General features: G+C 52.5%; 13 protein-coding genes. 4 read left to right on the top strand and 9 right to left on the bottom strand.

The genetic code is table 11. The features are described from left to right. Positions 1-67: 67 nt before the first annotated feature. Positions 68-616, top strand: a complete 549-nt coding sequence (locus tag EOS98_RS22100) for a helix-turn-helix domain-containing protein (RefSeq protein WP_001517951.1) — start codon at positions 68-70, stop codon at positions 614-616. Positions 617-704: 88 nt separating this feature from the next. Here the strand turns inward: EOS98_RS22100 and rhaM are convergent, their stop codons facing one another. The 5 genes from rhaM to rhaB form a co-directional block, all read right to left on the bottom strand. Continuing rightward, complete coding sequence (gene rhaM / locus EOS98_RS22095; RefSeq protein ID WP_000619478.1) at positions 705-1,019, bottom strand: L-rhamnose mutarotase; 315 nt, start codon at positions 1,017-1,019, stop codon at positions 705-707. Beyond that, positions 1,016-2,164, bottom strand: coding sequence for a lactaldehyde reductase (gene fucO, locus EOS98_RS22090; protein WP_000009254.1), 1,149 nt, complete (start codon positions 2,162-2,164; stop codon positions 1,016-1,018). The genes rhaM and fucO overlap by 4 nt, the downstream gene beginning before the upstream one ends. Positions 2,165-2,290: 126 nt before the next feature. Continuing rightward, complete coding sequence (rhaD, locus tag EOS98_RS22085; RefSeq protein ID WP_001179696.1) at positions 2,291-3,118, bottom strand: rhamnulose-1-phosphate aldolase; 828 nt, start codon at positions 3,116-3,118, stop codon at positions 2,291-2,293. A 142-nt stretch (positions 3,119-3,260) separates the two neighbouring features. After that, on the bottom strand, positions 3,261-4,520 hold the full coding sequence (gene rhaA / locus EOS98_RS22080) for an L-rhamnose isomerase (RefSeq protein ID WP_000211468.1): 1,260 nt from the start codon (positions 4,518-4,520) through the stop codon (positions 3,261-3,263). Further along, positions 4,517-5,986: a rhamnulokinase gene (rhaB, locus tag EOS98_RS22075; RefSeq protein WP_061375796.1), complete on the bottom strand. Its 1,470-nt coding sequence runs from the start codon at positions 5,984-5,986 to the stop codon at positions 4,517-4,519. Before rhaB ends, rhaA begins: the two co-directional genes overlap by 4 nt. 287 nt (positions 5,987-6,273) lie before the next feature. On the opposite strand from rhaB, the gene rhaS reads away from it, so the two are divergent. Both rhaS and rhaR read left to right on the top strand, forming a co-directional pair. Continuing rightward, on the top strand, positions 6,274-7,110 hold the full coding sequence (gene rhaS / locus EOS98_RS22070; protein WP_000217117.1) for an HTH-type transcriptional activator RhaS: 837 nt from the start codon (positions 6,274-6,276) through the stop codon (positions 7,108-7,110). 152 nt (positions 7,111-7,262) lie between these two features. Continuing rightward, the gene (gene rhaR / locus EOS98_RS22065) at positions 7,263-8,111 is read left to right on the top strand and encodes an HTH-type transcriptional activator RhaR (RefSeq protein WP_000013290.1); all 849 of its coding nucleotides are present in this window, start codon (positions 7,263-7,265) and stop codon (positions 8,109-8,111) included. On the opposite strand, the gene rhaT is transcribed toward rhaR, so the two are convergent. Beyond that, positions 8,108-9,142, bottom strand: a complete 1,035-nt coding sequence (gene rhaT, locus EOS98_RS22060; RefSeq protein WP_000063541.1) for an L-rhamnose/proton symporter RhaT — start codon at positions 9,140-9,142, stop codon at positions 8,108-8,110. The two genes, rhaR and rhaT, sit on opposite strands and share 4 nt — an antisense overlap. A gap of 618 nt (positions 9,143-9,760) precedes the next feature. On the opposite strand from rhaT, the gene EOS98_RS22055 reads away from it, so the two are divergent. Then, entirely contained in the window at positions 9,761-10,444 is a 684-nt protein-coding gene (locus EOS98_RS22055; RefSeq protein ID WP_000378721.1) for an oligogalacturonate-specific porin KdgM family protein, read from the top strand. A 157-nt stretch (positions 10,445-10,601) separates the two neighbouring features. Here the strand turns inward: EOS98_RS22055 and EOS98_RS22050 are convergent, their stop codons facing one another. The 3 genes from EOS98_RS22050 to EOS98_RS22040 are packed head-to-tail and all read right to left on the bottom strand — an operon-like array spanning position 10,602 to position 13,419. Further along, a complete protein-coding gene (locus tag EOS98_RS22050; RefSeq protein WP_000566800.1) occupies positions 10,602-11,909 on the bottom strand; it encodes a TRAP transporter large permease in 1,308 nt (435 codons plus the stop codon). After that, positions 11,902-12,417, bottom strand: coding sequence for a TRAP transporter small permease (locus EOS98_RS22045; RefSeq protein WP_001091413.1), 516 nt, complete (start codon positions 12,415-12,417; stop codon positions 11,902-11,904). Before EOS98_RS22045 ends, EOS98_RS22050 begins: the two co-directional genes overlap by 8 nt. A gap of 18 nt (positions 12,418-12,435) precedes the next feature. Next, positions 12,436-13,419 (bottom strand): TRAP transporter substrate-binding protein, encoded by a 984-nt coding sequence (locus EOS98_RS22040; RefSeq protein WP_001749225.1) that lies wholly within the window; start codon positions 13,417-13,419, stop codon positions 12,436-12,438. Positions 13,420-13,428: the final 9 nt, after the last annotated feature.

The following is a 13,428-nucleotide window of genomic DNA, read 5'->3' as shown; positions in this document are numbered from 1 at the left end:
AATGAACGGAACAGATTTGCTTTACAAGACGAACATTTCGTTCGTTATAGTGAACGTTGGATGCTTTATGACACAACCTATTAGCGTCATTGCCAGAAGTCTGGTACGCGAACGCCAGCGAACCGGACTGTCGCTGGCGGAGATTGCGCGGCGCGCAGGCATCGCTAAATCTACGCTTTCACAACTGGAAGCAGGGAACGGCAACCCCAGCCTGGAGACGTTATGGTCGCTATGCGTCGCGCTCGACATTCCCTTTGCCAGGCTGCTGGAGCCGCAGGTACAAAAAACGCAGGTGATTCGCCGCGGAGAGGGCACCAAAGTGGTGGCGGAGCAGGCGCATTATCAGGCGATATTACTGGCGGCGTGTCCGCCCGGCGCGCGGCGTGATATCTATCTGCTGTTGACGCAGCCGGGGGCCGACCGGATCTCTCATCCGCATCCGCCGGGGTCGGTGGAACATATTATTGTTACGCAGGGAAAAGCCCTCGTCGGCTTAACCGAGGCGCCGGAAGAGCTGGCGGAGGGCGATTACATTTGTTATCCCGGCGACCAGGCGCATATCTTTAAAGCGCTGGAACCGGATACTCAGGCTATCCTGGTGGCGGAGCAGAATTGAAATTGCCGGATGGCGGCGTAACCGCCTTATCCGGCCGACAAAAAATAAAACCGTAGGCCCGGTAAGCTTGCGCTACCGGGCACACGACTTACTGCAGATAAAACACCTCTTTTAGCTCTGCGCTGACCGGGCTGTTATCCGGATTCGCGGGCATAACGTCACGCATATGTTTCCACCAACGCTGGCAAACGTCGGTGCTGGCAACGGCGTTCCAGCGCTCCTCGGATTCAATCTCAACGGTGGCGAACAGCAGATTGCGCTCCTGATCGAGATAAATCGCGTAGTGATGCGCGCCGTGAGATTTTAATACGGCTTCCAGCTCCGGCCAGATTGGGTTATGACGACGCTGATACTCCTCGTGCGCGTCGGCATTTACCTGCATCACAAAGGCTTTGCGGATCATAACGCCTCCAGGTACAGCTCGCGAACTTCATCGCGGCTGGCGGTGCGCGGGTTACACGGCGCGCACGGGTCGGCGAGGGCTTTATCCAGCCAGCCTTCGATATCTTCTTTTGTGACGCCCAACGTGCTGAAACCTTCTGGAATGCCGACGCGTTTGCTCAGCGTACGGATAGCGTTAATCGCTTCCTGACTTGCGGCTTCGTCAGACATACCGCGCGTCTCCACGCCCATCGCCTGTGCGATGCGGGCAAAACGCGCGACGGCGTTCGGACGGTTAAAGTTCTCGACAATTGGCAGCAGGATAGCGTTGCAGACGCCGTGCGGCAGATTGTGGGTTGCGCCCGGCTGGTGCGCCAGCGCGTGAACCAGCCCCAAACCGGCGCTGTTGAACGCCATACCCGCCAGGTACTGGCCGAATGCCATTTGCTCACGGGCTTCGAGGTTATGGCCATCGTCAACCGCTTTCGGTAGCCACACATTGATTAAGCGAATCGCTTCCAGCGCGTTAGCGTCGGTGAGCGGATGCGCGCCAACGGAGACATAGGCTTCCACCGCATGGGTCAGGGCATCCATGCCGGTTGCGGCGGTCACAGAAGCCGGGATTTCCAGCATGACGCTGGCGTCATCCACGGCAATATCCGGGATGATATTCGGGTCGATGATCACCTCTTTGACCTTACGGGCAGAGTCGATAATCACCGCGTTGCTGGTCATCTCTGCCGCGGTACCTGCCGTAGTATTAATCGCTACCAGCGGTACGCCGGCGTTTTTCACTTTGCCGACGCCGGAGTAGGCGGTAGATGGGCCTGGGTTGGCGGTCAGAATTTTCACCGCTTTAGCGGTATCGATCGGGCTGCCGCCGCCGAAGGCGATAATGTAGTCACATTCTGCGCTCTGATACGCCGCAAAACCTTTCTGCACCAGCTCTTCTGTCGGGTTTGGGAACACCTCATCAAACAGGTGGTAAGACATTTGATGTTCATCCAGTGCGCTAAACAGGCTATCCAGCAGGCCCAGCTTTACCAGTTGACCATCGGTAACGATCAGCGCTTTGCCCCATTGCTTATTCGCCACGAGGTTCACCATATCGGCAATCGCTCCAGCGCCATGCAGGCTAATTTTTGGCAGTGCCAACATAAAGCTCATCACTATTCTCCTTAAAAAAATTCCCTGTTGCCCGATGGCGCTACGCTTATCGGGCCTACGGTAAAATGCGCACCGGCCTGTAGGCCGGATAAGGCAAAGCCGCATCCGGCGTTGAGTTGGGAGGTATCAGTACAGCGCTACGGCGCTGGCCAGCGGTGTCACGCCAAAACGTTTGCCGAGTGCGACCAGTTCTTCGCGCGTGATGGTCTGCTTCATACCGCCCATCGAATAGATTTTGACTAATACCTCAGCGGATTTCTCTGCGGTATCTATCAAACCGAAGGTTTCATCCAGCGTAGGTCCGCTTCCGAACACGCCGTGGAACGGCCACAGCACCAGCGAATGTTTCTGCATTTCTTGCGCGGTGGCCTGGCCGATTTCATCGGTGCCTGGCACCATCCACGGCAGAATGCCGACACCGTCCGGGAATACCACCAGGCATTCGGTGCTGCCTTCCCACAGTTTGCGGGTGATCAGCGCAGTGTTGTTTTCCAGTACGTAGGTGAGGGCGATCAGGTTAGTCGCATGGCAATGCATAATGACGCGGTCTTTGCCGTGGGTGGCTTTGATGCGTTCGCAGTGGGAAAGGAAATGCGCCGGGAGTTCAGAGGTGGGTACCGCGTCGTGGGTTAAGCCCCACAGAATGTGGTAGCCTGCGCCGTCGCTGTCGATTTTGACCACGCCTAAATTGGCTGCCGGATCGAGCTGCACGTTGCGGAAGAATTTGCCGGAACCGGTAACGATAAACGGCGTATTCGCCAGCAGCGGCATGGGTTGACTTAGCGCGATATAGCGCGGTTTTTCGTGGAAATTAGCCGCAAAAGGCGCGATATCGGTTTCATCGAGACGTAGCGTCAGGTTACCGCCATTACGTTCGTCCCACCCTTTCAGCCACGCATCAGACGTGGCTTTAATCATGCCCTGGACAAACCAGGAATCGGTAATATTTTGCATGTTCGTGTTCCCATTCATTGCCCGAAGGTTATTCGGGTCTTACGTAGGCCGGATAAGCGCAGCGCCATCCGGCAATCGTGTTTCATTTATTGCCGGATGGTGACGCGGGCGTCTTATCCGGCCTACAGATCAGGTGTCGCAGTCAGCTACGTTTGCTCAGGATCTCTTTTTCGTAGGCGCGAACGCTGTCCAGCCACTGGCTGCCAGCCGGCGTGTCGTGACGCTGGCAATACATTTCCCAGACGGCCTGCCACGGCAGAGATTTTTGCTCTTCCAGCAGCGCCAGACGCGCGGTGTAATCTCCGCTGGCCTCAAGCTGACGCAGTTGATCTGTGGGTTCCAGCAGAGCGCGCAGCAGCGCTTTTTTCATGTTGCGGGTACCGATAACCCACGCGGCGACACGGTTGATAGAGGCGTCGAAGAAATCCAGGCCGATATGCACACGGTCGAACAGGTTATGACGGACGATCTCGCTGGCAATTGCCTGGGTTTCATCGTCCAGGAGCACCACGTGGTCGCTATCCCAGCGTACCGGGCGGCTAACGTGCAGCAGCAGCCGTGGCACGTAGAGCATGGCGGCGGAAATTTTGTCGGAAATCACTTCAGTGGGATGGAAGTGGCCCGCATCCAGGCACAGCGCGGTCTGACGGCTGGTAGCGTAGCCCATGTAGAACTCATTGGAGCCGACGGTGTAGCTTTCCGCGCCGATGCCAAACAGTTTGCTCTCAACGGCGTCGATGTGGTGCGCCGGGTCGAATTTCTCGCTAATGACCTCATCCAGCGCTTCCAGCAGGCGCTGGCGCGGGGCTAAACGGTCGACGGTAATGTCTTTCATGCCGTCCGGGATCCAGATGTTCATCACCGACGGCGTACCGAGCTGCTCACCAAAGTATGCCGAGACGCGGCGGCTGGCTTTGCAGTGATCGATCCAGAACTGGCGAATTTTCGCGTCTGGATGAGAGAGGGTAAAACCGTCTGCGCTCAGTGGATGAGAAAAACAGGTAGGGTTGAAATCCAGCCCCAGCCGGTTCGCTTTCGCCCACTCCACCCAGTTTTTAAAATGCTCCGGTTTGATCTGGTCGCGGGCAACCGGCGTATCCGACTCAAGGTAAATGGCGTGCAGGTTCAGCCGTTTTGGTCCTGGGATCAGACGCAGCGCCTGTTCCAGATCGGCGCGCAGTTCGGTGGCGTTACGCGCTTTGCCCGGATAGTTGCCGGTTGACTGAATTCCGCCCGTCAACGAACCTTCCGGGTTCTCGAATCCGGCAACATCGTCGCCCTGCCAGCAGTGCATGGAAACCGGCAGGCGATCGAGCTGGCGCAGCGCCTCCTCGACATCAATACCTACTGCGGCGAAACGTTGTTTTGCCAGTTCCCAGGCTTGTTCCAGTTGAGTGGTCATGCGCAAAGCTCCTTTGTCTGTCGTTTGGGTTGAAACTGCGCAACGTGGCGGGCAATTTCACTATCAGGATTAGGGATATAGGTTGTCAGGTCGTAGTTAGCGCTGACGACCTGACGGAAGTCATCGACGTTGTTTAATTCGTCGAGGGTCATAAGCTGAATACCAATATTGCCAAGGGTGGAGGCTTCAACCGGCCCGGCCATCACGCGAATGCCACATGCATCGGCGCACAACTGGTTGAGTAGCGCGTTTTGGCATCCGCCGCCGACAATATGCAGTTGGGTAAATTTTTCGCCGCGCAGATTTGCCAGTTCGTGCAGAATGTCGGCATACAACAGCGCCAGACTGTCGAAAATGCAGCGCGCCAGTTCGGCATCGCTGACGGGAACGGGCTGGTCAGTCTCGCGACAGGCGGCCTGGATTTCGGCGCGCATATCGTCAGGATTGATAAAGCGATCGTCATTCGGGTTAATCAGGAAACGGCAGGCCGGCAGCGCTTCTGTTTGGGCGATAAGCGCAGGCAGATCGGTAATGCGCCGTTCTTTCAGCACACGCTGGAGCAGCCACAAACCCATAATGTTTTTCAGTACCCGATAACGCCCTTCCGCGCCGCCTTCGTTGGTGATATTGGCGGCCAGCGCCTCGTCAGTGGTGTAGGGCATTTTGCTTTCAAAACCCATCAACGACCAGGTGCCTGAAGACAGGTAAGCGCTATGTTTATTTGCCAGCGGAGAGGCAATAACGGCGCTGGCGGTATCGTGGCTGGCGACGGCTACCACCGGAATACGGTTGCCCTGCGGGCAAATCCAGTCGCCGATAACATTGCCAGGGTGCGAGGGGCGACCGAACCAGCTCTTTTTCGCGCCAGTCCATGTCAGCAGGGTCTCGTCCCAGTCATCGGTATTGATATTGACCAACTGGGTGGTCGTGGCGTTGGTGTATTCCCAGTTCATTTCACCGGTCAGGCGGTAGCTGAAATAATCGGGCATCAGCAGCGCATGAGCGACCTGCGCCGTTAACTCAGGCTGTTGTTTCGTCAGCGCGCGTAGCTGATAGATGGTGTTAAACGGCAGAAACTGAATCCCGCTGCGGCGATAGATTTCGCTTTTGCCGATCTGGACCAGCGCTTGCGGCATGATGCCCGTGGTACGGTTATCGCGGTAGGAGACCGGCAGGCCGACACGCTGACCTTGTTTATCCAGCAGGACATAATCGACGCCCCAGGTGTCGATGCCGATGCTGTCGATAAGAATGCCTTCATTGCAGACTTTCTTCAGACCAAGACGGATATCCTTTTCCAGACTGTCGATGTCCCAGGTGTCAAACCCGTCTGTTTTTTGTAGGCAGTTCACAAAACGGTGAATTTCACGTAGCGTCAGGGTACGGTGTTTGCTGTCGTAACGCGCCAGCATCACGCGCCCGCTGGATGCGCCGAGATCAACCGCGACACAATGGCGAAAAGTCATAATCAGGTCCTTCTTAGAGTCATTGCGCACAGTCTAAAAAAGCCCTCAAAGACCTACCTTCTCGTTACTGACAGGAAAATGAGCCGCTGGCAACAAGGCAAAGATGAACGTGATAGCGTTCACAGTTTCTACTAATAGGCCGGTGTGATGTCGTCCGCATTTCCCGCTTTTTCCCGCCTTTTCTTGAAAAAAAGACCATGTTTGCGCGCTTTAGCGTCAAAAATTTAAGGTGAGGCCGATAGCCCTTAATTACTATTCGGACATGTTGAATTCAGGAGGAAGCAACCATGACCGTACTGCATAGCGTGGATTTTTTTCCATCAGGTAAAGCGCCCGTAGCGATTGAACCTCGTCTGCCGCAAGCCGCTTTCCCTGAACACCATCATGACTTCCATGAAATCGTGATTGTGGAACACGGTACGGGCATTCATGTATTCAACGGGCAGCCGTATACCATCAGCGGCGGTACCGTGTGTTTTGTTCGCGATCACGACCGGCATTTATATGAACATACCGACAACCTATGCCTGACGAATGTACTGTGGCGTTCACCGGACGCCTTCCAGTTCCTGGCGGGGTTGGATCAATTGCTGCCGCAGGAGCAGGATGGTTACTATCCTTCGCACTGGCGGGTGAATCAGAGTGTGTTGCAGCAGGTGCGCCAGTTGGTCGGTCTGATGGAGCGCACCGGAGACGGCATGGATGCGCCTGCCGTGGCGAATCGCGAAATTTTGTTTATGCAACTACTGGTGTTGTTACGCCGCAGTAGCCTGATGGAAGGCGCGACCAATAACGACGCCAAACTCAACCAACTGATGGCATGGCTGGAAGACCATTTTGCGGAGGAGGTCTGCTGGGAGGCGGTAGCTGAACAGTTTTCGCTGTCGCTACGCACGCTGCATCGTCAGCTTAAACAGCATACCGGGCTGACGCCGCAACGTTACCTTAATCGCCTGCGTTTGATCAAAGCCCGGCATTTATTACGCCATAGCGATCATAGCGTGACAGAAATCGCGTACCGCTGCGGTTTTGGCGACAGTAACCACTTTTCGACTCTGTTTCGCCGAGAATTTAACTGGTCGCCGCGGGATATCCGTCAGGGACGCGATGCGATAATCCAGTAACGCGAACGCTATCAACGTTTTCGTCGCCAATATGCTGATAATTATACCCTTTAATACCGGATGGCGGCTGCGCCTTACCTGGCCTACGGCGGCGAGCGGTAGACAGAATAAGCGTAGCGCCATCCGGCAAGCATTCAACATGAGGTGCTGCGGTGGCAAATCAGTTAATCCTTTTGAAAAAAGATTTTTTTACTGATGAGCAGCAGGCCGTTACGGTTGCCGATCGCTATCCACAGGATGTTTTTGCGGAACATACGCATGAGTTTTGTGAACTGGTGATGGTCTGGCGGGGCAATGGCCTACACGTTCTTAATGAGCGCCCATACAGAATTACCCGCGGCGATCTGTTTTACATTCGTGCTGAAGACAAACACTCCTATACTTCCGTTAACGATCTGGTGCTGCAAAATATTATTTACTGCCCGGAGCGTTTGAAACTCAATGTAAACTGGCAGGCGATGATTCCCGGCTTTCAGGGAGCGCAGTGGCATCCTCACTGGCGGCTGGGCAGTATGGGAATGAATCAGGCGCGGCAGGTCATTAACCAGCTTGAACATGAGAGTAATGGACGCGATCCGCTGGCGAATGAGATGGCGGAATTGCTGTTTGGTCAACTGGTGATGACGTTAAAACGGCATCGCTACGCGACCGACGATCTTCCGGCAACCTCCCGAGAAACCCTGTTGGATAAATTAATTACCGCTTTGGCTAATAGCCTTGAGTGTCCCTTTGCGTTGGATGCGTTTTGCCAGCAGGAACAATGCAGCGAACGGGTGCTGCGGCAGCAGTTTCGCGCCCAAACCGGGATGACGATTAATCAATATTTACGCCAGGTCCGTATTTGCCACGCGCAGTATCTGCTTCAGCATAGCCCGCTGATGATTAGTGAGATTTCGATGCAGTGCGGTTTTGAAGATAGTAATTATTTTTCAGTGGTGTTCACGCGGGAAACCGGGATGACGCCGAGCCAATGGCGTCATCTCAGTAATCAAAGCGATTAACTGGCCATGCCTAAACCGACAATATTCGCCGCGATAATAATTACCACGCAGCCGAGGCTTAATACGGCAACGGGACGGCGGCCAGCATTTTTCCACTCTTTTAGCACCAGACCGACAAGCCCCCCGCACAGCACATAGAAGCTCATGTGCAGCATCCAGCTCATGTAGTCATATTGCGCTGGAATGCGCGCGTGACCCCAGGCATAGAAAAAGAACTGTAAATACCACATCAGACCGCCAAGCGCGGACAACAGAATATTGCTGATAATCAACGGTCTTGCCAGCGAGAAGTCGGCTTTTATCGACAGATTTTGTACTTTTGCCAGGCGGATAAAACAGAAACCGAGGTTAACCAGCGCGCCGCCGCCCATAATCACCACGTAACTCGGCAGCGCGACATAGAGCGGGTCAACGCCAAGCGCGGCAGCAGCTTCATGCATCGGTTTCGCGGCGTTCATGGCAAAAGACATCCCCGCCGAGAAAATACCGCACATCACTGCCAGCAGAAGCCCTTTCTTCAGATTGAACTCCTCCGCTTTAATGCCCATTTTGCGTTCTTTTAACTGTCCGGCGCGCGTCACAATCCCGACGCCGATCAGCGCGACAAAAACGCCAAGTAGCGTCATGCGTCCCCCTTCGGTATGGATTAACACATCGAAGTTACCGTTGATGATAGGCGTCATCAGCGTGCCGACGATAAGCGTAATGCCGATAGCGATGCCGATACCCATCGACATCCCGAGATAACGCATGGTCAGACCGTAATTAATATTGCCGATGCCCCACATGGCGCCGAACAGAAAAACCGGTAAAAGGGTGGAGAGGTTAAACTGCCCATAATAGGCCCAGAAATCAGGCAGTAACAGAGCGCTAATTGTCCACGGCAGAATAAGCCATGAGACGATGCCGCCCACTGACCACATGGTTTCCCATGACCACTGTTTCACTTGCTTGAACGGGGCATAGAAGCAGGCTGCACTGGCCGCCCCTATCAAATGCCAGAAAATACCCATCGTAATCGCGTTACTCATGACATGTTCCTCATTATTTTTTATGGACGGGATACCCCTTCCGTTTGCATGAGTTTAAAAATTACGCAGCCTGGTAACCTTATAACGATTGCCGCCGTTGGGTGTATTCTGGCAATCAGCACGTTAATGAAGTGATTAACTTCACGTTTTAAAAAAGTCGGAGCGCATCGTGACCGTCTGGATGTTATTTAAATCAGTGGGTAATATTTGTTTTCTAAAATACCTTCATCATAACGACACGAAACGACTTAGCTGGCAACAATGCAAAGAAAACGCTGCGTGAGATCACATAATGGGAATAGTCTGACTTACCGTTTGATAAAAGGGTAGTTATACAGTAATTATTTAGTTGTTTTATTTGTATTTACAATTTAAATATATTGAAATTAACGTTAGGAATCAATGAAATATAAATATAAGGAAATCCCTATATTGGCATTGTTGATGGTGCTTTGATTTTTATTTTATATGACGAATATGAATTTCATTTATTTTATTTTGCTTTTTGAACATTATCCCAATTTTAAATTAAAGGTCTTTGTCTATATTGTCGCCATTCACATTGCGTATTATGGTTGTAATGGTCTGACATGAAACAACGTTTTAATTTTAAATTAAATGGATTCTGTTATGAGAAAATCTCTTTTCTTACTATTACCTCTTGTTGTAACAAATGCGCATGCAGTATATGTCGATGTTCGTCATGAATATCTTGATGACAGTAAAGCTAACTATGACCGTGCGTATATTTCTCATCGGTTTGCGAATGGTGTTGGTTTTGCGATAGAAGCTATCTCAAAATCAGGCGGGGATGACACCAATAAAGCGTTTAATGACCTGGAAACACAGGGCAACGAATATACGATAAGCTACCAATTTAAAACCGGTGATGTCGCCTGGCAACCGGGTTTCGTGCTGGAAACAGGCAACGGTTACTCTACCTATAAGCCTTACTTCCGCGCGACGTGGACATTAAATGAAAGCTGGTGGGTTGGTGCGCGCTATCGTTTTGAATATGTACGCCGTTCTTCTGATATCCGTGATGATGATACCATCAATCGTATGGATGTCTGGGCGGGTTATAAATGGAACAACTTTGACTGGACAATCGAAGGAATTTATAAGAAAGCCGATAAATATGATCTTTACGATGGCGGCAAAGATAACTATGAATATAACTTCAGAACTGCCTATATTATTGATCAATGGTCGCCATTCGTTGAGGTAGGTAATGTTTCCGTCAATAGCAACAGCGATGAAAGACAAACCCGTTTCCGCGTGGGTATAGGCTACACATTCTAATCATTATCCCTGTTTATTATTTATTCCCTTTTCCGGCTACTTTATAGGTAGCCGGTTTTTTTTACCTGGTGATGACCTGCGGATAATTATTATCGTGCGTTGGCCGGATAAGACGCGAATCGCCATCCGGCAACGAGATGTGCAGGAAACTATGCGCTTACATGATGCCCAGTAGACGGGGTAAGAACAGTGTGATTTCCGGAATGTAGGTAATTAATAACAGAACGCCGATAATCGCGCCGTAAAAAGGCAGCAACGGTTTAATCACTTCCTCAACTTTGACCTTACCGACGCTCGCCCCGACATATAAACCACTGCCAACTGGCGGCGTAATGGTGCCAATCGCCAGGTTATAGATCATGATAATGCCAAAATGCACCGGATCGACGCCCAGTTTAGCCATGATCGGCAGCAGAATCGGGGTAAAAATCAGAATGGCCGGACCGATATCCATAAATGCGCCGATAATCAACAAAAAGACGGTAATGACTAACAGGATAACCAGTTTATTGGCGGAAATACCGAGGATCATATCGCTCAGCGCCGCAGGAATATTGGTGATCGACATCGAGAAGGACATCGCCGAAGAGGTTGCCAGCAGGAACATGATGACCCCGGTCATTACCACTGTCTGGAGCAAAATCGAAGGCAAATCCTTAATTTTCAGCGTGCGGTAAAACACCATCGTCAACAATAATGTATACACCACGGCAATCGCGGAGGCTTCAATGGCGGTGAAAATCCCCTGCACAATGCCGCCGACGATAATCACGATCAGCAGCAGGCTGGGAATGGCCTCAACGGCAACTTTTAGCGCCATGCCTTTTTGGACGGTGAAGAAAACCCGATAATTTCGACGCTTAGCGACCACCAGCGTGACCAGCATACAGCCAACGCCCCACAGCACTCCCGCGACCAGACCGCCGGCGAACAGAGCGGCAATCGATGTTCCCCCGCTTGCCAGCGCATAAAGGATAAAAGCCGTGGTGGGCGGAATTAACATTCCCGTCGGCGCGGAGGCGATATTCACCGCGGCCGCAAAGCCGCGATCGTAACCTTCGCGCGCGCTCATCGGCACCATCACGCCGCCGATGGAGGTTGAGGCGGCAATCGCCGATCCGGAAATTGCACCGAACATCATATTGCCGACGATGTTGGTATAAGAGAGCGAGCCGGGCAGTTTGCCAGTAAACAGTTTGGCAAAATTGACCAGCCGGGCGGCAATTCCCCCGCTATTCATGATCACCCCGGACAAAACGAAGAACGGCACGGCCAGCAAGGCAAAACTGTCCAGGCTGGAGAACATTTTTTGCGCGGTGGCGAACATCGAAATATCGAAAGGCAGTACCAGCATCATGGTGCTGAAAGAGGCGATAACGATGCAGATCCCAATAGGCGCGCCCATGGCCAGTAAAACAACAAAGACGGCAATTAGCGTACAGGACGCAAAAATAGGGTCAATCATGTGATTTCTCCAGAGTGTGCTCAGTGGTATCCGTGGCGGAATGGATAGCTTTCAGGGCGTCAACGATATTCAGCAGCCCATAGAGGATGATCAGTACGCCTGCGCAGGGGAGCGCGTAATAAATTTTCCCCATCGGAATGCCCAGCGCAGGGGAGATTTGCAGCATAGAAATCGCAGAAATCTTTAAGCCGCCGATAATCAATACCCAAATGGAAAACGCGATAAAAATGACCTGCAGAATAATATCCCACCAGCCGCGAATCGTCGGCGACACCTTATCCAGTAAGAGAGTCAGGCTGATATGCTGTTTCTGACCGGCGACAAAAGCCATGCCCAGCATTGATACCCACACCAGGAGAAATCGCAGCATCTCTTCGGTAAGGGTGCTGGGAACGCCCAGAATGTAGCGGCTCACCACCTGCCAGCAGGCGATGCCAACCATTATCGCCAGCACCAGGCAACAGATAGCGCCCAGCAATAAATCAAGTCCTTTTCTGAATGTGTTCATCTTAATTTCCTGATTAGATTAATTTTTTGCTGTCTGGATACGTTGATACAGCCCGTAAAGCCGCGGTTTGTTTTTCAGACCGTCGTAAATAGGCTGTACCGCCTCCTGGAAGGGCTTTTTGTCGATCTCGTAGAATTCAACGTTGAAATCTTTTACCGCCGCCAGCCTGGTTTTCTCTATTTCCTTGTCCCATGCGGCTTTCTCAAATTCGATCGACGCCTTGATGGCGGCTTCGACGATGCGCTGCTGTTCCGGCGTCAGCTTTTCCAGCGTGAGGGTACTCATTAGCAGGATATCGGGAATGCGGGTGTGCATATCGTAGGTGTAATAACGGGCGACTTCGCCGTGGCGGGCGATGGTGAGAGCGAACTCATTGTTTTCCGCGCCGTCGAGAATGCCTTGTTGTAACGAGGTATAGACCTCCGCCTGGCTCATGGCGATGGGCGAAGCGCCCAGCAGTTTGAGGGTTTGGATCGCCGTCTCACTCTGCATGACGCGGATCTTCTTCCCGCGTAAATCCTCAATGCGTTTAACCGGCGCTTTGCTCATATAAAAATTACGCGCGCCGGAATCATACCAGCCTACGCCGACAAACCCCTGTGCGGCGGTGGACTGATAAACAGGCTCCATCACCTGTGGGTTATCCATTACGCGGTAGTATTCATCGACGGTGGCAAACAGGTAGGGAAGTGAGAACACGCCGTACTCAGGCGAAAAACTCTCCATCAGCCCGGACGACACTTTAGTGATGTCGACGACGCCGACCTGCGTCAACTCCACCAGTTCGCGCTCGCCGCCAAGCTGTCCGTCCGGGAAGTACTGTACTTTGATATCGCCGCCCGTTTTCTCTTCAACTTGCTGCCCCAGGAAGTGCAACGCATCTTTTACCGGCTGGCTATTTTCAGCGTAGGCCAGGCGCAAAATGGTTTCGCCGTGGGAGAAGAAAGAGAGTGTGGAGAGTAAGGCCAACGTAGCCAGACGTATAAAACCAGGTTGCTTCATAATTCCCTC

Source organism: Salmonella sp. SSDFZ69 (assembly GCF_004010755.1).
GTDB lineage: Bacteria > Pseudomonadota > Gammaproteobacteria > Enterobacterales > Enterobacteriaceae > Salmonella > Salmonella enterica.
This window is presented reverse-complemented; position numbering and strand designations above follow the sequence as displayed.